14 protein-coding genes are annotated in these 19,275 nt (G+C 71.5%); 11 read left to right on the top strand and 3 right to left on the bottom strand.

Features of this window, described 5'->3' with window-relative positions; all coding sequences use genetic code 11:
* Positions 1-87 precede the first annotated feature (87 nt).
* The 3 genes from FHS22_RS01365 (at position 88) to FHS22_RS01355 (ending at position 6,080) form a co-directional block, all read left to right on the top strand.
* On the top strand, positions 88-1,029 hold the full coding sequence (locus FHS22_RS01365; protein WP_338047549.1) for a glycerophosphodiester phosphodiesterase family protein: 942 nt from the start codon (positions 88-90) through the stop codon (positions 1,027-1,029).
* Between the two features lie 324 nt (positions 1,030-1,353).
* Entirely contained in the window at positions 1,354-4,113 is a 2,760-nt protein-coding gene (gene lanL / locus FHS22_RS01360; RefSeq protein ID WP_184937575.1) for a class IV lanthionine synthetase LanL, read from the top strand.
* Positions 4,114-4,280: 167 nt separating this feature from the next.
* Positions 4,281-6,080 (top strand): ABC transporter ATP-binding protein, encoded by a 1,800-nt coding sequence (locus FHS22_RS01355; RefSeq protein ID WP_184937573.1) that lies wholly within the window; start codon positions 4,281-4,283, stop codon positions 6,078-6,080.
* On the opposite strand, the gene corA is transcribed toward FHS22_RS01355, so the two are convergent.
* Positions 6,047-7,165 (bottom strand): magnesium/cobalt transporter CorA, encoded by a 1,119-nt coding sequence (gene corA / locus FHS22_RS01350; protein ID WP_184937571.1) that lies wholly within the window; start codon positions 7,163-7,165, stop codon positions 6,047-6,049. The genes FHS22_RS01355 and corA overlap by 34 nt on opposite strands.
* Before the next feature lie 377 nt (positions 7,166-7,542).
* Here corA and purD point away from each other — a divergent pair, with 377 nt between their 5' ends.
* The 7 genes from purD to FHS22_RS01315 all read left to right on the top strand — a co-directional run bounded on the left by purD (position 7,543) and on the right by FHS22_RS01315 (position 16,698).
* Positions 7,543-8,775 (top strand): phosphoribosylamine--glycine ligase, encoded by a 1,233-nt coding sequence (gene purD / locus FHS22_RS01345; RefSeq protein WP_184937569.1) that lies wholly within the window; start codon positions 7,543-7,545, stop codon positions 8,773-8,775.
* A gap of 260 nt (positions 8,776-9,035) precedes the next feature.
* A complete protein-coding gene (locus tag FHS22_RS01340; RefSeq protein ID WP_338047548.1) occupies positions 9,036-10,610 on the top strand; it encodes a DUF262 domain-containing protein in 1,575 nt (524 codons plus the stop codon).
* Positions 10,607-11,794: a HipA domain-containing protein gene (locus tag FHS22_RS01335; protein ID WP_184937565.1), complete on the top strand. Its 1,188-nt coding sequence runs from the start codon at positions 10,607-10,609 to the stop codon at positions 11,792-11,794. The genes FHS22_RS01340 and FHS22_RS01335 overlap by 4 nt, the downstream gene beginning before the upstream one ends.
* A gap of 22 nt (positions 11,795-11,816) precedes the next feature.
* Positions 11,817-12,653, top strand: coding sequence for a phosphoribosylaminoimidazolesuccinocarboxamide synthase (locus FHS22_RS01330; RefSeq protein WP_184938381.1), 837 nt, complete (start codon positions 11,817-11,819; stop codon positions 12,651-12,653).
* A 116-nt stretch (positions 12,654-12,769) separates the two neighbouring features.
* Positions 12,770-14,038 carry a UDP-N-acetylglucosamine 1-carboxyvinyltransferase gene (murA, locus tag FHS22_RS01325; RefSeq protein WP_184937563.1) on the top strand — a complete coding sequence of 423 codons (1,269 nt, stop codon included), beginning with the start codon at positions 12,770-12,772 and terminating at the stop codon, positions 14,036-14,038.
* A 224-nt stretch (positions 14,039-14,262) separates the two neighbouring features.
* Positions 14,263-15,552, top strand: a complete 1,290-nt coding sequence (locus FHS22_RS01320; RefSeq protein WP_184937561.1) for a GTP cyclohydrolase IIa — start codon at positions 14,263-14,265, stop codon at positions 15,550-15,552.
* Positions 15,553-15,738: 186 nt separating this feature from the next.
* A complete protein-coding gene (locus tag FHS22_RS01315; protein WP_184937559.1) occupies positions 15,739-16,698 on the top strand; it encodes an EamA family transporter in 960 nt (319 codons plus the stop codon).
* A gap of 95 nt (positions 16,699-16,793) precedes the next feature.
* Here FHS22_RS01315 and hisC read toward each other — a convergent pair whose 3' ends face one another.
* Entirely contained in the window at positions 16,794-17,855 is a 1,062-nt protein-coding gene (hisC, locus tag FHS22_RS01310; RefSeq protein WP_184937557.1) for a histidinol-phosphate transaminase, read from the bottom strand.
* Between the two features lie 61 nt (positions 17,856-17,916).
* Here hisC and FHS22_RS01305 point away from each other — a divergent pair, with 61 nt between their 5' ends.
* Positions 17,917-18,564, top strand: a complete 648-nt coding sequence (locus FHS22_RS01305) for a Uma2 family endonuclease (protein ID WP_184937556.1) — start codon at positions 17,917-17,919, stop codon at positions 18,562-18,564.
* 26 nt (positions 18,565-18,590) lie between these two features.
* On the opposite strand, the gene FHS22_RS01300 is transcribed toward FHS22_RS01305, so the two are convergent.
* Entirely contained in the window at positions 18,591-19,265 is a 675-nt protein-coding gene (locus tag FHS22_RS01300; protein ID WP_184937554.1) for an NUDIX hydrolase, read from the bottom strand.
* Between the last annotated feature and the right edge of the window lie 10 nt (positions 19,266-19,275).

Raw genomic sequence — 19,275 nt, 5'->3', positions numbered from 1 at the left:
CCGCCGCCCCGGTACGGCTCGCACCCTCGGCGGACGCCGCGCGAGCCGTACCGGGGGATCGGCGCCCCGGGTCGGTATGGTCCCTGTGTGCACACCGAGATTCACGGTCCCGAGATTCACGGTCACCGGGGAGCCCGCGGGCTCCGCCCGGAGAACACGCTGCCCGGTCTCACCCACGCGCTCGAACTGGGCGTCGACGCGCTGGAGTTCGACGTCGCGATGACGGCCGACCGGCGCCTGGTGCTCACCCACGACCTCACCGTCTCCGCGTTGACCAGCGCCGACACCCGTCCGGCCTTCCCCGGCGACCCCCTCTACCCCTATGTGGGCCTGCCCGTCCGCGAGCTCGCCCTGGCCCAGCTCCGCACCCTGGAATGCGGCGTACGGCTCCCGCAGCACCCCGACGACCGCTTCGCCGCGACCCAGGTCCCGGTCCCGGAGACCCGGATGCCGACGCTGGGCGCCGTGCTCGGCCTGGTGGACGCCTACGGGGCCGACGGCGTGCGGCTGCACGTGGAGCTCAAGTCCGACCCGACCCGGCCGGACCTCTCCTCCGACCCGCGCGAGCTCACCGAGATGGTGGTCGCCGAGCTCGACCTGCACGACCGGCTCGGCGGCGCGGCGATCCTCAGCTTCGACTGGCGCATCCTGCGGATCGCCCGGGAGCTGGCCCCGCAGACGCAGCGCTACGCCCTGATCGAGCAGGACACCATGGAGAGCGTCTGGCTGGACGGCCTCCACCTGGAGGACTTCGGCGGCGACGTCCCGGCCGCCGCCGCGGCGGCCGGGGGCACCACGGTCTCACCCGAGCACGTGCTGGTGGACGGGGAGTTCATGCGGCGGGCCGGCGCCGCCGGGCTGCCGGTGGCCGCCTGGACGGTCAACGAACCCGGCAGGGCGGCGGAGCTGCTGGACCTGGGCGTGGCCGGGATCGTCACCGACTACCCCGACCGCATGCGCGCCCTGTGGTCCGAGCGCGGCCTGGCCCTGCCCGCCCCGGTCAGGGCCCGCCGCCCCGCCCGCGTCTGAGCCGCCCCGCCGGCGTCCGCCCGCCCCTGCGCCTCTCCTCCCCCGGCTGTGAAGCGGCTGCGAAGCGGCGGCACCCGCCTCTCCGCCCCGGCCCCCTCTGCAGGATTCCCCGACCTTAATATGGGCTTTTTATGTAAATAAGAATGCATTTCGGATAAGCCGATAATCATTCACCTGGCGTTCAAGTGGATCACAAGTGGTCTGCAAGGACGCCCGGCGAATGTCAGGGCTCAGTCAGCGAGATCCGCCGGACACCCCCGGACGGAGCTCGTCCGCTCTTCATCGCCCGCGCGGCACAACCGCGCCGACCGAGAGTGAGCCCAGGTGAAAGCGCGTCCGCAGGATCCCGCCGTCCTCCGCGACATCGTGACCGCCGAACTCGGCCGCACGGGCACCCGGGCCTGGTCGGTCACCGAGGACGGCTTCTGGTGCAAGGTCACCCCGGAGGCGTACCCGCTGCCCGACCAGGGCTGGAAGCTGCATGTGTCGGCGACCATGCTCTCCGCCCCCGTGGTGCTCTCCCGGGTCTCGCACGTGCTGATCGCAGCCGGCTGCGCCTTCAAGTTCCCCGCCCGGCTGGACGACTACTGGGCGCTCCTCGAACCGCACTGCAGCCGGGCCCAGGCCGGGAAGTTCGTCACCGCCTACCCGCGCGACGACGCCGAGTCGGTGCGCCTGGCCGCGCTTCTGGACGAGGCGACACCGGGGCTTCCCGGGCCCGTGATCCTCTCCGACCGCCCCTACCGCCCGGGTGGGATCGTGCACTACCGCTACGGCGCCTTCAGCGGGCACCGGGTGCTCGGCAACGACGGGTTCTACGAGGTCCGGCTCCGGTCACCGCAGGGCGCGCTCGTCCTCGACGGGCGGCAGCCGCGCTTCTCCCCGCCGCCGTTCGCGGTCTGCCCGTTCGAGGCCCCGGTGAAGAACCGCCGCGCCGGAGCGGCCGCGGTCATGCTGAACGACCGGTTCGTCGTGCGGGAGGCCGTACGGCACGCCAACCGCGGCGGAGTGTATCTCGCCGAGGACACCAGGACCGGCCGGCAGGTGGTCGTCAAGGAGGGCCGCCCGCACGCGTGCGCCGATCTGAGCGGCGCGGACGCGCGGGACCGGATCGCGGCGGAGCGCTCCTGCCTGGACGGGCTCGCCGGCACCGGGGCCGCGCCGGTCGTGGTGGACTTCTTCGAGCAGGGCGGGCACGCCTTCCTCGTCGAGGAGTTCGTGCCGGGGATCACGCTGCAGCGGTGGTCGGACCGGAACGCCGGACCGCTGGGCGAGAGCGGGTTCGGCAACGGAGCGGCGGCGGTCCTGCCCGTCGTCGAGCGGCTGGTCGGGCTCTTGAAGGCGGTGCACGGACGGGGATACGTGTTCCGCGACCTCTCGCCCAACAACGTGATGCTGCTGCCCGGCGGCGAGCTCCGTCTCATCGACCTGGAGCACGCGACCGTGCCGGACGGCACGGTCATGGTCGGCGGCACCAAGGGCTACCTGGCACCGGAACTGGCCGGGCGCATCGGGGAGTTCCGGCCCGCACCGGGACCGGAGGCCGACCTCTACAGTCTCGGCGCGATGGTGTACTTCCTGGCGACCGGTGCCCACCTGGATCCGCCGGGCCCCGCCGGGGTGCCGGCGGTGGTGGCGGCGGTCTCCGCGGCCAACCCCACACTCGCCCTGCTGCGGCCGCTCGCCGAGGGCCTGCTCGCGACGGAGTCGGAGCGGCGCTGGCCGCTGGAGAGGTGCGAGCGGCTCCTCGCCGGCCTGTCCCCGGATCGGGCCGTCCCCGAGGGCGCGGCCCCGCCCCCGCGCCGGATCGACCGGCTGATCGGCGACGGGATCGCCCATCTGACGGCGGCGGTGGACCGGCGCGACGGCGGCTCGTCGCCCTGGTCCGATCCCGCCGACGGGATCGAGGTGGATCCCTGCTCGGTGAACGGCGGCGCGGCGGGCTTCCTCGCCGTCCTGACACAGGCCCTGCCGGCGGCCGCCGACGGCGTGAAGACCGCCGCCGCGATCACCGCCCTCTCCGGATGGCTGCGGCGGCGGCTGGAGGAGGAGGACGTCTGGCGGCCCGGCCTTCACTTCGGGCGATCCGGAGCGGTCTGGGCTCTGTACGACGCGGCGACGGCCCTGGGCGACGCCGACACCGCCCGGTTCGCGGTGCGGGCGGCGGGCCTGTTGCCGACGGACCATCCCAGCCCCGACGTCACGCACGGGCTGGCCGGATGCGGCATGGCGGTCCTGCGGATCGCGCTGCGGTCGGGGGACCCGGCGCTCCGGGAGCGCGCCGCCGAGACGTTCCGCAACCTGCACGACGCCCGGTCCTCCCTGGACGGGCACCCGCGGTGGCAGACGCCGGAGACGTTCGACTCCGGTCTCGCCGGAGCCGATCACATCGGCTTCGCGCACGGCATCGCCGGGATCGGGACCGCGCTGCTGCAGGCGAGCCGGGAGTTCGACCGGCCGGACTGGGCCGCGACCGCGGACGAGACCGCCCGCGCCCTGTACGCGTACGCGGAGCAGGACGGGGACACCGCCTGGTGGCCGACCCTGCGCGGCGACCCGGAGACGGTGCGCCCGCGCAGACCGCACTGGTGCAGCGGATCGTCCGGAGTCGGCTCCTTCCTCGTGCGCTACTGGAACGCCACCGGTGACCCGCGCGCCCTGGACCTCGCGCGCCGGGCGGCGACGGCGGTGCACCGCACCCGCTGGCAGTCCGGGACGGTCCCGTGCCACGGGCTCTCCGGCGACGGCGAGTTCCTGCTCGACATGGCCGCCTTCACCGGTGAGGACCGCTACCTCCGGTGGGCGCGGGACCTGGCGGGCTGCCTGGAGCTCCGGGCAGCCGACCGTTCCGGCCTGCTGCTCGTCCCCGGGCTCGACGACCGCTTCTCCCCCACCTTCCTCGGAGGTACGGCGGGCACCCTCGCCTTCCTCCTCCGGCTGCGTCACCGGTACCCCCGGCTGTGGATGCCGGACGACGCCCCCAGACTCGCCGCTCCCGTCCGGGACGGCGACGGCGACGGGAGCCGCACGAGGCGGCCCCCGGCATCTCACCAGGAGGTGAACGACCATGTCCTTCGACGTTGAGGACCTGCAGGCGCTCCAGGAGCTCGAGCCCGCGGTCAACGAGGCGCTTCGGCTCTCCCACTGCATCAAGCACTTCGGCTGCACCGACAACTGATCGACGGCCCCGCCCGTCCGTTCTCCGGGCGGGCGGGGCCCTCTCCCGTCACCAGACAAGGACAGGCCCGGCCGTGCGCGATCGCCCCCGCTCCGCTCCGGAGTCCCCCTCCGCCCCCGGGACCCGGCGCAGGATCGTGCGGCTCTTCCTGCCGTACAGATCGGCCGTCTGCGTCATCACCGCGCTCATCGTGGCCTACTCGGCCCTGAACGCCGCGGTCCCGCTGCTGACGCAGGCGGTCTTCGATCGGGCGCTCTTCGGTCCGGACGGCCCGGACCTGCCGCTGCTGGCCCTGATAGCCGCGTCGGCGGCGGCGCTGGCCTGCGCGGTGGGCGCCGTCGACCTCGGGCAGACCTGGGTGTCGTCCCGGGTCGCGCAGCGGGTGGTGCACTCGCTGCGGGTGGAGATGTTCACTCTCCTCCAGCGCATGCCGCTGACCTTCTTCGCCACCGAACGGGGCGGCGAGATCCAGTCGCGTCTCGCGGGTGACACCGCGCAGATCGAGAACGCGGTCAAGGACACCCTGCCCGGCGTGCTCGCCGGCGTGTTCGGATTCGTGGCCGCGGCCGCCATGATGGTGGCTCTGTCCCCGGTGCTCGCGGGCGTCGCCCTGGTGTTCTCGCCCCTCGTCCTCCTGGTCGCCTCCCGGTCGGGGCGGGCGCTGGAGAAGCTGTCGGCCGCCGGCCAGCGCGTCCGGGCCGAGCTGGCCTCGATCGTCGCCGAGCGGTTGTCCCTGGGCGGCGTCACCATGGCCAGGGTGCACGGCAGGCGCGACGACGAGGTCGCCGGGTTCGGCGCGGAGAGCGAGCGGCTGGCGGCGTTGGGGGTGCGCTCCGGGCTGGTGGCCCAGGGGGTGCTGAGCGCGGGGCACCTCTTCTTCGTGCTGACCCCCTACCTGGTGTTCCTGGCGGCAGGACTGGCGGACGGCACGACCCCCGGCACGCTGGCCGCCTTCACCGTGCTGCAGGCGCGGATCCATCAGCCCCTGTGGCAGATCCTGAACGTCTCCACCGAGATCCGGTCCGTCCTGGGCGCCTTCACCCGGGTCTTCGAGTACCTCGATCTCCGGCCGGAGGGCGAGCCGCGGCGGGACACCGGCCGAGGGCCCGGCGCGCTCACCGTCCGCCGGGCCGCCTTCCGCTATCCGGGCACGGACGCGAAGGAGCGGCCGGCCCTGCGCGAGGTGGACGTCGACATCCCGGCCGGCTCCGCCACGCTGGTCATCGGCCCGAGCGGGTCCGGCAAGACGACGCTCGGCCACCTGCTCGCCGGGCTGCATCCACCGGCCGAGGGCTCCGTCGAGGTGGACGGATCGGAGGTCCGGGCGCCCATGCCCGCAAGGATCTGCATCGCCGTACAGGAACCCTTCCTCTTCCAGGGGTCGATCTCCGACAACCTCAGATACGCCGCCCCCTCGGCCACCGCGGACGAACTGGTCCGTGTCTGCGAGATCACCCGCATCCACGACCGGATCGCCGAGCTCCCCGACGGCTACGACTCGCTGGTGGGAGAGCGGGGGGCGATGCTGTCCGGCGGCGAACGGCAGCGCATCGCCCTCGCCCGCGCGCTCCTGGCCGACACACCCGTGCTCGTGCTCGACGAGGCGACCTCTGCGCTCGATCCGCTGACCGAGCAGGCGGTCGTCGAGGCGGTCCTGGCCGAGCGGAGGGGGCGCACGACCGTGATGATCACTCACAGGTTCGGCGTGGTCGACTGCTTCGACGCCGTCATCGCCCTGGAGGGAGGCCGGGTCGTGGAGCAGGGCACCCGCCCGGACCTGCTCCGTGACCGGGACGGGCTGTACACGCGGATGGTCCGCGCCCAGACCGGGAACGGCCGCTACAGCCAGCCGTTGCGGCGGAAGCCGCGGTAGAGCAGCGAGCAGGCGACCACCATGACGCCGATCACGACGGGGTAGCCGTAGACGGAGTCGAGTTCCGGCATGTGCTCGAAGTTCATGCCGTAGATGCCGGCGATCATCGTGGGGACGGCCATGATGGCGACCCACGAGGAGATCTTCCGCATGTCCTCGTTGGCGAGGGCGTTGGAGCGGGCGAGCGCCGCCTGCAGCACGGAGTTGCAGAGCTCGTTGGAGGACTCCACCTGCTCGCAGACGCGGGCGAGGTGGTCGACGACGTCGCGGAAGTACTCGCGCATCTCGGAGGGGATCATCCGGCGCTGGGCGAGGGTGGACATCGGGGACTGGAGCGGGGTCACGGACCGCTTCATCTCGATCATCTCGCGCTTGAGGTTGTAGATGCGGCCGATGTCGCGGGCGCTGACGTCGGCGAAGACCATGGCCTCCACCTCCTCCAGCTCGGCCTGCATCTCGTCGGCCACGTGCAGGTACTTGTCCACGACGTGGTCGGCGATGGCGTGCAGCACGCCGGTCGGGCCGCGGTTGAGCAGCTTGGGCTTGTCCTCCAGGCGCTCGCGCACCTCCGAGAGCGGGCAGTACTTGCCGTGCCGCACGGTGACCACGAAGTCGGGGCCGACGAACGCCATGATCTCGCCGGTGCCGATGATCTCGCTGGTCGCGGTCAGCTCGGGGTGCTCCAGGTAGGCGACGGTCTTCAGGACCACGAAGAGCGAGTCGTCGTAGCGCTCCACCTTGGGCCGCTGGTGAGCCTTGACGGCGTCCTCGACGGCGAGCGGGTGCAGGTCGAAGACCTCGGCCAGCCACTCGACCTCGGGGGCGTCGGGCTCGTGCAGGCCGACCCAGACGAAGCCGTCGGCCTTCTCGCGGGTCGCGTTGTGCGCCCGGACGAGCTCCAGGGCGTCGGGGATGCCCAGCGCCTCGATCCTCTTGCCGCCGATGTAGGCGGCGTACTCGACGAGGGAGTCGCTCGGCGCGACGCAGGTGCCGTTCAGCCGGTCGCGGACCGGAACAGAGGGGGCGTGCGGGGCGCGGACAGCACGTGCGTGCTTGATACGGGGAAAAAGAAGCGAGGAGCGCATGTCATGCCTTCCCGCCCGATCCGGCCTTTCCCACGCGCGACGCGATGTCACCTCAGTTCGAACAGGAAAGCGCGCAGGGCCGATCGGGCACCGATATGGAGAAGTGGTCGAGAGTGCGCACGAGCAGGGTGCGCGAGCACGTACTGCTGGGATCGCCAGAGGACATCCCGAACCACCTCCAATCAGCAGGAGACACGCAAAGTCATCCGAACCTACCACACAGGAAACGGAGACGACTCCAAGCGTACTCCCAGGGTCCGGCCGGCGCGCCGGGCCCCGCGCACCGGCGGACGGCCGTTCCCGGCTCCCGGAGGGCGGACGGTTTTCCACAGCCTGTGGACGAGTCCGGCGGCGCCGAGGCGGATAGGCTCTCCCGCGTGCGCGTTCTTGTGATTGGATCCGGCGGGCGTGAGCATGCCCTGTGCCGGTCGCTGGCAGCAGACCCCCAGGTCACCGAGGTCCACTGTGCTCCCGGAAACGCCGGGATCGCGCAGGTCGCGACCCTGCACCGGGTGACCTCGACCGATCCGGCGGCGGTCGCCGCCCTGGCCGTGGAGCTGGAGGCGGACCTGGTCGTGGTCGGCCCCGAGGCACCGCTGGTGGCCGGGGTCGCCGACGCGGTCAGGCGGGCGGGCGTGCCCTGCTTCGGGCCGTCCGCGCAGGCCGCGCGGCTCGAAGGCTCCAAGGCCTTCGCCAAGGACGTCATGGCCGCCGCGGGCGTGCCCACCGCGCGCTCCCGCACCTGCGCCACGCCGGAGGAGGCGGCCGCCGCGCTCGACGAGTTCGGCGCGCCGTACGTGGTCAAGGACGACGGGCTGGCCGCCGGCAAGGGCGTCGTGGTCACCGGCGACCGCGACGAGGCGCTCCGGCACGCCGCCGCCTGCGACCGGGTCGTCATCGAGGAGTTCCTCGACGGCCCCGAGGTCTCGCTGTTCGCGCTCTGCGACGGGACCACCGCCGTCCCGCTCCAGCCCGCCCAGGACCACAAGCGCGCCTACGACGGCGACGAGGGCCCCAACACCGGCGGCATGGGCGCCTACACCCCGCTGCCCTGGGCTCCGGAGGGCCTGACCGAGCAGGTCATGTCCGAGACGGTCTTCCCGACCGTGACGGAGCTGGCCCGGCGCGGCACGCCGTACACCGGGGTGCTCTACGTCGGCCTGGCCCTGACCTCCAAGGGCCCGAAGGTGATCGAGTTCAACGCCCGGTTCGGCGACCCGGAGACCCAGGTCGTGCTGGACCGCCTGGCGACCCCGCTGGCCGGCCTCCTGCTCGCCTGCGCGACCGGGACGCTGGACGCGTTCGGGCCGATCTCCTACCGCGGCGGCGCGGCGGTGACCGTCGTGGTCGCCGCCGAGAACTACCCGGCCGACCCGGTCAAGGGCGACGTGATCGAGGGCCTGTCCGACGAGGTCGAGGGCGCCTACGTGCTGCACGCCGGGACGGCCTCCGACGGCGACCGGGTGGTCTCCAGCGGCGGACGGGTGCTCAGTGTGGTCGGCACCGGCCCCGACGTGGCCGCGGCCCGCGCCGCCGCCTACGAGCTGACCGGCCGGATCCGGCTGCGCGGCTCCCACCACCGCACCGACATCGCCGCCCAGGCCCTGTAGCACTGTGGCCGGACCGGCAACCGATCTCTCGTGAGCCGGTTCCGGCCTCGATGTCCGGGTAAGCGCCGTCGCTTGCCCGGACCCGTCATCCGCTTCGCCGATCGGCGCACAGGCGCTCTCCCACCCAGCCGCCGTGTAATCGTTCCCATCGGTCGAAGGCCGGATCGGACAAGCGTCGCCGCTTACGATTGATCCGACAGACGGGAGGCTCGGGCGTGGCGACTCGGCCGAGGGTGGAGCAGACGAGACCATCCGAGCTCGTGGCGTGGGCATTGGCCGGCCGCATCCGCATTCCGACCTTCCAGCGCTCCTACTCCTGGGGACGCGAGGATGTTCTGAACCTCTTCGAGAGCATCATCCAGGGCTACCCCGTCGGAACTCTGATCGTTTCGCAACGATCCGCGGACGCGGCGACCCTGCACATCGGCCCCTTGACGGTCGCCGCAGAAGCCAGGCCGGACGCGTTCTGGGTGATCGACGGCCAGCAACGCGTCACCAGCCTGGTCGGCGCTCTGGCGGCTCCGCCGGAGACGAACGATCCACGGTTCGAGATCTTCTTCGATCTGCGATCGAACGCCTTCGCCTCTCCGGACCCCGCATCCCCCGAACGGCGCGGGCCGGTGCCCGAACACTGGTTTCCGATGTCGGCGGCGCTGAGCAACACCGCGATGCTGGAGTGGCAGCGCAATCGCCCATGGCTGACCGATACCGAACTTGCACGATGCGACACGGTGGTGACCGCCGTGCGCGACTTCCCCATCGCCATGTACGTGCTCGAAGGTGACGACTTCGCCTTCTCCCGCCAAGCGGAGGTCTTCCAGAGAATCAACAGCTCCGCCATCCCGCTCCGGCACGACGAGATCGGCTGGGCTCACCGCGCCGTACACACGCAGGCAGCCATGTCGGACCTCGGCGTGCTGGCTTCGACTGTGAGGAGCGCGGGCTTCGGCGTAGTCCCGGAAGAGCTGGTTCTCCTCTCGGTGTTCGCCGCCCAGGGGATCCGCCCCGACCTGGACCTCCTCCTCAAGCCGCGCAGGAAGGACGAGTGGCGTGCAGCCCTCCACAGCACGGAAAGGGCACTGGGAGACGTCGTCCGTTTCTTGCGGCACGAAGCAGGAATCCCTCACTTCCAACTACTGCCATATTCGGACGCTTTGCCCGCTTTGACACGCTTTACCATTCTGTTTGGTTTTCCTGGGGGACGCGCGGCAGAGCTCCTCCGCCGTTGGATCTGGCGGGGCTCGGTGCTAGGCACCTCCCCGAACCCCATCGACGTTCACACCATCCTCCGCGATGATCCCGTGGCCAGTGCAGACCGTCTGCTTCGGCTGCTTCCACCCTCCGAGACCTGGGCCCCCGACTTGTCCGCCGTCCGTCTTCACCAGCCTCAGACGAAGGTCAACCTCCTGGGGATGTTGTCCCGCCGCCCTCGCGTTCTCGCCCAGCGCGGCGAAGCCGACCATCTCCTCGGCACGGTCGTGGACATCCAGGGCGTCATGGAAGATGACAAGGGACCGCTGGTCACAATCGTGCCCGGTAGCGAAGAACTTCATGGCACGATGGCCAATCATCTGGTTCATCCGCACGATGTGCCGTCCGAGGACATACGGCGGAGGCTGACCGCCGGGGATCTCGATCCGGACGTCCTGGAAAGCCATCTCATCGACGAGCAAGGTCTGAAGCTGCTGGCAGCCGGAAGGCGGCACGAGTTCATCGCGCATCGAGCCGAGCTCGTCCAGGCGGCCATCGCCGAGCACGTCCAGGAGAACGCCCTGTTCGGCTTTCCCGACGGGCCCGACCCCACAAGCCTGATCACTCCGGGGAGCGACCTGTGAACGGCCGGACAACCGCCGAGGTTGTGCTCGGTGACCGCGTTGTTGGCGAGCTCGAGCAGCGGGCGGGAAGAGTCTCCTTCCGCTACATGGACCGAGCGCCGGACCGGCCTGTGCTGGGCCTGCACTACGAGTACAACCCGCGCGCGGTCGACAAGGCGCCGGGCGGCCAGTTGCCGCCGTGGTTCGCCAACCTGCTCCCGGAGCGGGAGTCCGGGCTGCGCCGCCTGTTCACCGCCCAGCTCGGGCTCAAGTCCGTCAGCGACTTCACGCTGCTCACCCATCTCGGACAGGACCTTCCGGGAGCCGTACGGGTGATCGGGGAGGACACCCCGTCCGAAGCCCCCGCCGAGGACGACACGCCGCACCCCGGTACGCAGAAGATGAGCTTCTCCCTCGCCGGAATGCAGGTGAAGCTCTCCATGGTCCGCACACCCACCGGCTTCCGGTACGTCGGGGTGGGCGGCGACTGGATCGTGAAGTTCCCCAGCCGGAGCCACGACCACCTGCCTGAGAACGAGCACGCCATGATGGCCTGGGCGGCGCTGGCGGGGATCGAGGTGCCGGAGCACACGCTGGTCCCCATCGACGCCCTGGAGAACGTCCCGGCCGAGCTGACCACCCTCACCGGGACGGCCTTCGCCATCCGGCGTTTCGACCGGGACAGCGGCCTGCGCGTCCATCAGGAGGACTTCGCGCAGATCTTCGGGCTGCTGCCGTACGAGAAGGACCGGGGGCAGGCCGAGCATGTCGGCCTGATCATCCAGCGGGAGTGCCCGGAGGACCTCGGCGAGTACATCAGGCGACTGGCGGCGTGCGTGGTGATGGGCAACACCGACGAGCATCTGAAGAACTGGTCGCTCCGGTATCCGGACGGTCGGCGGAGACGGCTCTCGCCCGCCTACGACTTCGTCTCCGTCATGTCCTACGACGCCTTCCAGAAGGACGTCCTGACACTCCCACCGGCCGGGCAGCCCGACACCCGCCACATCACGCTGGACCACTTCCGGAGCCTCGCCCAGACGATCGGGGCCGATCCCGACATGGTGACGGAGACCGTACGGCATGCCGTCACCGCGATGGCCGGCTCGTGGCCCCAGATCGAACAGGACTGTCCCGTGCCCGGTTTCGTCGCCGCGCACATCGGCGAACGGCTGCGGAGCCTTCCCCTCATCAGGGAGGTCTAGGCCACCTGTCACACTTGTGCGTGTGAAGCACCTGCACTCCGGCAAGGTCCGTGACCTGTACCAGACCGACGACGGCCTGCTGCTGATGGTCGCCTCGGACCGCATCTCGGCCTTCGACCACGTCCTGACCCCCGACATCCCGGACAAGGGCACGATCCTCACCCAGATGTCGCTGTGGTGGTTCGAGCAGCTCGCCGACGTGGTCCCCAACCACGTGGCGGGGCCGGGGCCCGACGGGCGGAGCGTGCTGTGCAGGCCGCTGCGGATGGTCCCGGTGGAGTGCGTCGCGCGGGGCTACCTGACCGGGTCCGGCCTGATCGACTACCGCCGCGACGGCGAGGTCTCGGGCGTACGGCTGGCGCCCGGCCTGGTGGACGGGTCCCGGCTGCCCGAGCCGGTCTTCACCCCCTCGACCAAGGCCGCCGTCGGCGAGCACGACGAGCCGATCAGCTTCGAGCGGGTCGTCTCCGAGGTCGGCGCCGACGTGGCCGAGGAACTGCGCCGGATCACGCTGGCGGTCTACCGGCGCGGCGCGGAGATCGCCCTGGAGCGGGGCATCATCCTGGCCGACACCAAGATCGAGCTGGGCTGGGACGCCGACGGCGTGCTGACCCTCGGCGACGAGGTGCTGACCCCCGACTCCTCCCGCTTCTGGCCCCTCGACCGGTGGGAACCAGGCCGCCAGCAGCCCTCCTTCGACAAGCAGTACGTCCGCGACTGGCTCACCTCCCCCGCCTCCGGCTGGGACCGCGCCTCCGGCGAGGCCCCGCCGCCCCTCCCCGACGACGTGGTCGAACGCACCCGGGATCGCTATGTGGAGGCCTATGAGAAGCTGACTGGTCAGTCGTTCACGGGGTAGTCGCTCCCCGAAGTGCCCGGTTCGAAAGGTGCGTAACGGCTACTGTTGGCCCGACGCTCCGGCCGCCGTCCCCGGCGCACGAGTCACAACCTCTCCATTTCCAAGGAGCATGACGCATGGTCCGTTACCGCGTACGCGGTGGCAACGCACTGCGTGGAACCGCCTTCATCCAGGGCGCGAAGAACGCCGTGCTGCCGATGATCGGCGCGGCGCTGCTCGCCGCCAAGGGCCGCACGGTGCTGCGCAACGTTCCCATCATCGAGGACGTCCGGCGCGCGGTGGAACTGGCCGAGGCCATCGGCGCCAGGGTCGAGCTCCACGAGAAGGAGCGCACGCTGGTCATCGACGCCTCCGGCCTGAACAGCCCGATCCTGCCCGCGGAGATCGCCCGCCGCTTCCGCGGCTCCGTGCTGTTCGTCCCCGCGCTGCTGCACCGCCTCGGCGAGGCGATCATCGAGGGCGTGGGCGGCTGCAACCTGGGCAGCCGCAACCTGGACTTCCACTACCTGGGCTACAAGCGCCTGGGCGCCGTGGTGAACGAGGGCGACGCCGTCATCCACGTCAAGGCCGCCGGGTTCACCGGCGCCACGCTGTACCTCGACACCCCCTCGCACACCGGCACCGAGAACCTGATCATGGCCGCCGCCCTGGCACGCGGCACCACCGTGATCGAGAACGCGGCGCTGGAGCCCGAGGTCCTCGACGTCATCGAGATGCTCACCCGGATGGGCGCGAAGATCAGCGGCGGCGGCACCGGGTTCATCACCGTGGAGGGCGTGGAGGAGCTGCACGCCGTCGAGCACACCGTGATGCCCGACCGGCTCGACGCGGGCGTGTTCGCCATGGCCGCGGCCATGACCGGCGGCGAGGTCAACCTGGTCGGCGCCGACCTGGACCACCTCGGCGTGGTCCGCTACAAGCTGGAGCAGATGGGGGTGGAGTTCGCCGACCACGGCGCGGTGCTCCACGTGCGGCGGGACCGCCCGCTCCGTCCGATCAACGTGATCACCGACACCTACCCCGGCTTCGCCACCGACCTGCAGTCGCCGATCATGGCGGTCGCCTGCCTCGCCGACGGCGCCAGCTACATCCACGAGCGCATCTTCGACGGCCGGTTCGCGCTGGCCTCGGAGCTCAACAAGATGGGCGCCGACATCGAGGTCAAGGAGAACAGCGCGGTCGTGCGGGGGGCCACCCCGCTGCTGGGCACCGAGGTGACCGCGCACGACCTGCGCTCCGGAATCGCACTGGTGCTCGCCGCCCTCGCCGCCGAGGGGGAAACGGTGATCGAGTCGGGTTATCTCATCGACCGCGGCCACTCATATCTCGCCGAGCGCATGCAGTCTCTGGGCGCGGATGTGACACAGGAGATTTCATCGTCATAATGAACCGGTTTCAACCCACCGGTAACTGCCTCGACCTGTGTAAACAGCGGAGTTAGGGGTTAACCGCCGGAAGTTGGCCGCGGATTGACATCAAATCGGGCGTGACATTATGGCCCCAACGAGCGATCGTTCCAAAAGAGAGCCGAAATCAACGGACGGCAGGATGGGAACGAACATTGGTCGAGCGGGCAGAGGAAGCTCCACGAGTGTCACGCCCGGGTGCCATGACACCGGACCTCACTATCGGTGTGGTGGGCCCCCATGACCTCGTCGAGCGAGTGATGCTGATGGGTCACACGGCGGCGCCCCTGCCCTGCCGCCTCGTGGCCGCCGCCTACCGGGACGAGCAGGAGGCCTCGGACAAGGTCACCCGGCTGGGGTCGGGCGTGGACGCCTGCCTGTTCGCCAGCCCGGTCCCCTACGACCTCGCCCGGAGGTCGGGGGTGCTGACGATGCCGGCGACCTACGTCCAGCTCGGCGGGGCCGCGCTGATCGCCGCACTGGCCAGGGCCGCGCTGGACGAGCGGATCGACCCGCGCCGGGTCAGCGTCGACGTGCTGAGCCGGGCGGACGTCGAGGAGGCCTACACCGATCTGGGCCTGCCGGTGGAGAACGTGCACAGCCGCGACGAGCCGGGCGCCACGGGCACGATCGCCGCCTTCCACGAGCGCCTCGCCCGCCAGGGCGGCACCACCGGGGCGCTCACCTGCCTCCCGGCGGTCGCCGACCGCCTGCGTGCCGCGGAGGTCCCGGTGATCAGGGTCCGCCCGACCTCCGCCGCGGTCCGTACGGCACTGCACACCGCCGCCCTGCTCGGCGCGCACCACCGGCTGGAGGAGTCGCAGCTCACCGTGGTCCTGGTGGAGGTGCCCACGCTGCGCGAGCCGGTCCGCCGGGCCGCGCCGCGGCACTGGCGCGACGAGCTCCGGCTCTCGCTGCACCGGCTGCTGGTCCAGGAGGCCAACCGGATCAACGCGACGGTGACCGCGATCGACGACCACAGCTACATGGTCACCGCGACCCGCGGCTCGGTGGCCTCGGCCACCGAGGGCTTCCGGGTCCTCCCGTTCGCCGCCCGGGTCCGCGACGAGCTCGGCCTGGCGGTGGAGGTCGGCGTCGGCATGGGCCGTACCACCCACGACGCCGAGGCGCACGCCCGGGCGGCGCTGGCCAGGACCCAGGCGGGCAAGCAGGCGCAGGGCTTCGCCGTGGACCGCGAGGGCAGGGCGCTGATCCCCGCGCCCAGGATGCCTCCGCACGGCACGGGGCCGATGAAGCCCAAGGGCGTGGAGGTGCTGGCCCGGCTGGCGGCCAAGCTGGAGAGCGGGGACACGGTGGTGGACGCGGAGAGCGCCGGCAAGATGCTCGGCGTCACCTCGCGTACGGCACGGCGGCTGCTGCGCACGCTGGTGGACGAGGGACTCGCGTGGCCGCTCCCGCCGAACCGGACCCCCCAGCCGGGCCGCCCCCGGCAGCTCTACCGGCTGATCGTGGAGAAGCTCGGCAGCCGCTGACCCGCCCGTGGGCCCATGGGAGCGCGTGGGGCCGCCCCCATGGGCCCGGCGGGGGGCGCGGAGCCGCGGTGACGGCGCCCGCGCACCCCCGGGCCTCACGGGTCCCTCTCCGGCGTTCTCACGGACCGTCCCAGAGGGTGGATACCTCACACGGAATGTCCGACTCGGCCGGTATTGTCATGGGCTATGAGTCCGGACACTGCTGACAGGCGCACATCACTCCTCGTCTGGGGAGCTCTGTCGATCGTCTACGTGGTGTGGGGCTCCACGTACCTCGGCATCATGATCACAATCGAGACGATCCCGCCGCTGTCCAGCGGGGCCATGCGCTTCTCCGTGGCCGCGCTGCTCCTGGCCGCCGCGGTCCTCCTGATCCGGGGCCGGGCGGCCTTCCGGATGACGTGGCGGGAGTTCTGCGGGGCCGCGCTGGTCGGGCTGCTCCTGCTGACCGCGGGCAACGGCATGGTCGCGGTCGCCGAGCAGCACATCTCCAGCGGGCTGGCCGCGCTGCTGGTGGCCTCGGTGCCGCTCTGGCTGGTGGTCTTCCGGATCGTCACGCGGGACCGGCCCCGGGTGCTCACGCTGACCGGCGTGCTCGTCGGCTTCGGCGGTGTCGCCGCGCTCTCGCTGAGCGGCGGGAGCGGCGCCGGGACCACCGCGGGCATCGTGACCATCCTGCTGGCGTCGCTGTCGTGGTCGGTCGGGTCGTTCCTGTCCTCGCGGATCCCGATGCCCGCCGACCCCTTCGCCGCGAGCGCGGTGGAGATGGTGGCGGGCGCCGCCGGGCTGGCGGCGACGGCCACCGTGATCGGCGAGCGGCTGGACCTCGCCGCCGTCTCGGGCCGGTCCTGGGCCGCGCTGGTCTACCTGGTCCTGATCGGCTCGCTGGTCGGTTTCACGTCCTACGTGTGGCTGCTGGGCAACGCGCCGATCTCGCTCGTGTCCACCTACGCCTACGTGAACCCGGTCGTGGCGGTCGTCCTGGGCGCGCTGATCCTGAGCGAGCCGGTCACCGGCTCGATGGTCGCCGCCGGCCTGGTGATCGTCGTCGGCGTCGCGCTGGTGGTCTCCACCGAGCGGCGCAGACGGGCCGTGCCGGAGGAGGAGCGGGAGCCCGCGGTCGCCGAGGCCGCCGGCTCCGCCTGAGAGCGGGACGACAGGTCGGGAGGGTCCGCCTCCGGGTGAGGGGCGACAGGGGCTCCGTGCCCCCGCCGCCCCACCGGCTCCGGTCTCCCGGGGCCTCAGGCTTCCCTGAAGGCCGCGGCGGCGGCCAGGAAGGTGTCGTTGGCCTCCGGGCTCCCGATGGAGATCCGGGCGCCCTCCCCGGCGAAGGGGCGCACCGCGACGCCCTCGACCGCGCACGCCGCGGCGAAGTCGAGCGTGCGCCCGCCCAGCCGGAGCCAGACGAAGTTGGCCTCGGTGGCGGGCACCGTCCACCCCTGGGCGATCAGCGCCTCGCGGACCCGGGTGCGCTCCTTGACCACGGCCTCGACCCGCTCCAGCAGCTCGTCCTCGGCGGCGAGCGAGGCGACCGCGGCGGCCTGGGCGAGGCTGTTGACCGCGAAGGGCACCATCGTCTTGCGTACGGCGGAGGCCACCGGCTCGTTCGCGACCAGGTAGCCGACCCGGAGCCCGGCCAGGCCGTACGCCTTGGAGAACGTCCGCAGCACCGCCACGTTCGGCCGGTCGCGGTAGACCGCCAGGCCGTCGGTGACGTCGGCGTCCCGGACGTACTCCCGGTAGGCCTCGTCGAGCACGACCAGCACGTCCTCCGGGACCCGGTTCAGGAAGGACTCCAGCTCGGCCGCGTGCACGACCGTGCCGGTGGGGTTGTTCGGGTTGCAGACGAAGACCATCCGGGTCTGCGGGGTGATCGCCTCCGCCATCGCCTCCAGGTGGTGGGTCTCCTCCGCCAGCGGGACCCGGACCGAGGTCGCCCCGGCCAGGTCGGCCAGGAGCGGGTAGGCCTCGAACGACCGCCAGGCGTAGACCACCTCGGCGCCCGGCTCGCTCACGGTCTCGAAGAGCTGCTGGGCCACGGTGACCGAGCCCGCGCCGAGCGCGACGTGCTCGGCCGGCACGCCGTACCGCTCGGCGAGGGCCTCGGTGAGCGCGGTCGCCGCCGGGTCCGGATAGCGGTGGATCTCCGTCGCCGCCTTCGCGACCGCCTCGACGACCGAGGGCAGCGGGTCGTAGGGGGATTCGTTGGAGGACAGCTTGTAGGACCGGCCGTCGGCGGAGACCACGGCCTTGCCCGGCCGGTAAGCAGGCATTGTGTCCAGGATCGCACGGAAACGAGGCATGGCCTTACCTTATGAGGAGCGGGCGGATGGGGCATCATCCTGGGACACTGGAGGTGAGAGCATGCCCGACCGGGAGGACGACATGAGCGCTGCGCCGCTGTCCGAGACCGAGCCGCTCCGTTCTGAGCCGTCGGTGTGGGATCCCCTGCCGGACTGGGTCTTCCCGCCGGAGCGCGGCTTCACCGCCGACGACCTCGACAGACTTCATGGGATCCCCCCGCACACCGAGTTGATCGATGGCACTCTCGTCTTCGTGAGCCCCCAGACCAACTTCCACATGTCGATGCTCTTCCTCCTGGAGAGCGAGCTGCGGCGGACGGTTCCCGGAGGGCTGACCGTCCGCCGCGAGATGACCGTGACACTGGGAAGGCGGCAGCGGCCGGAGCCCGACATCATGGTGGTCCGTGCCGATGCCGTACAAGGGCCGCGGCAGACGACCTACCGGCCGCAGGACGTCGTGCTCGCCGTCGAGGTGGTCTCCCCCGAGTCGGAGATACGCGACCGCGAGCGCAAGCCCCGCCTCTACGCCGAAAGCGGCATCACTCACTTCTGGCTGGTGGAGAACACGGACGGTGAACCCTCGGTCCACGTGTACGAGCTGGACCGGGCCACCACCTCCTATGTCCCCACCGGGATACACCGGGGCAGACTCAAGCTCGACGTGCCCTTCGCGATCGATATCGACCTGTCACAGATCACCCGGATCTGATCACCGGTGACCGGGCCCCGGGACGGTCAGTCCTTGAGGGAGCGGAGCATCGGGGGGTGCAGCAGCTCCGCCGGGCCGCGGCGGTAGAGCTTGGCGGGGCGGCCCCCGTCGCGGGTGGTGGTCCGGCCGGTGGGGATCAGGAAGCCCTCGGCGTTGGTGACCTTGCGGTGGAAGTTGCGCGGGTCCAGCGGGCGGCCCCAGACGATCTCGTAGACCCGGCGCAGGTCGGCGACGGTGAACTCGGGCGGGCAGAAGGCCGCCCCCAGCGAGCTGTACTCCAGTTTCGCGCGGGCCCGCTCGATCCCGTCGACCATGATCCGGCGGTGGTCGAAGGCCATGGACGTGAGCGCCGTGACCGGCTGCCAGCTCATGTGGGCCTCGGTCGAGGCGGGCAGGTCGGGGGCGAGACCCAGGTAGGCGACGCTGAGGACCCGCTGCCGGGGGTCGCGGTCGGGGTAGCCGTAGGTCTGCAGCTGCTCCAGGTGGACCGGGGCGCCGGGCAGCCCGGCCCGCTCGGCGAGGACCCGGGCCGCGGCGGCCGGCAGGTCCTCGTCGAGCTGGATGAACCCGCCCGACAGCGCCCAGTGCCCCTCGTAGGGCGGCCTGTCCCGCAGCCAGACGAGCGCGCTCAGCGCCTGGGCCCGCACGGTGAGGACGACCAGGTCCACGCTGACGGGGATGCGCGGAACCGGAGAAGTCACGGCAGGCACG

The organism is Thiemannella venezuelensis, from assembly GCF_014203605.1.
In the GTDB taxonomy this organism is placed as follows: domain Bacteria; phylum Actinomycetota; class Actinomycetes; order Streptosporangiales; family Streptosporangiaceae; genus Planomonospora_A; species Planomonospora_A venezuelensis.
This window is presented reverse-complemented; position numbering and strand designations above follow the sequence as displayed.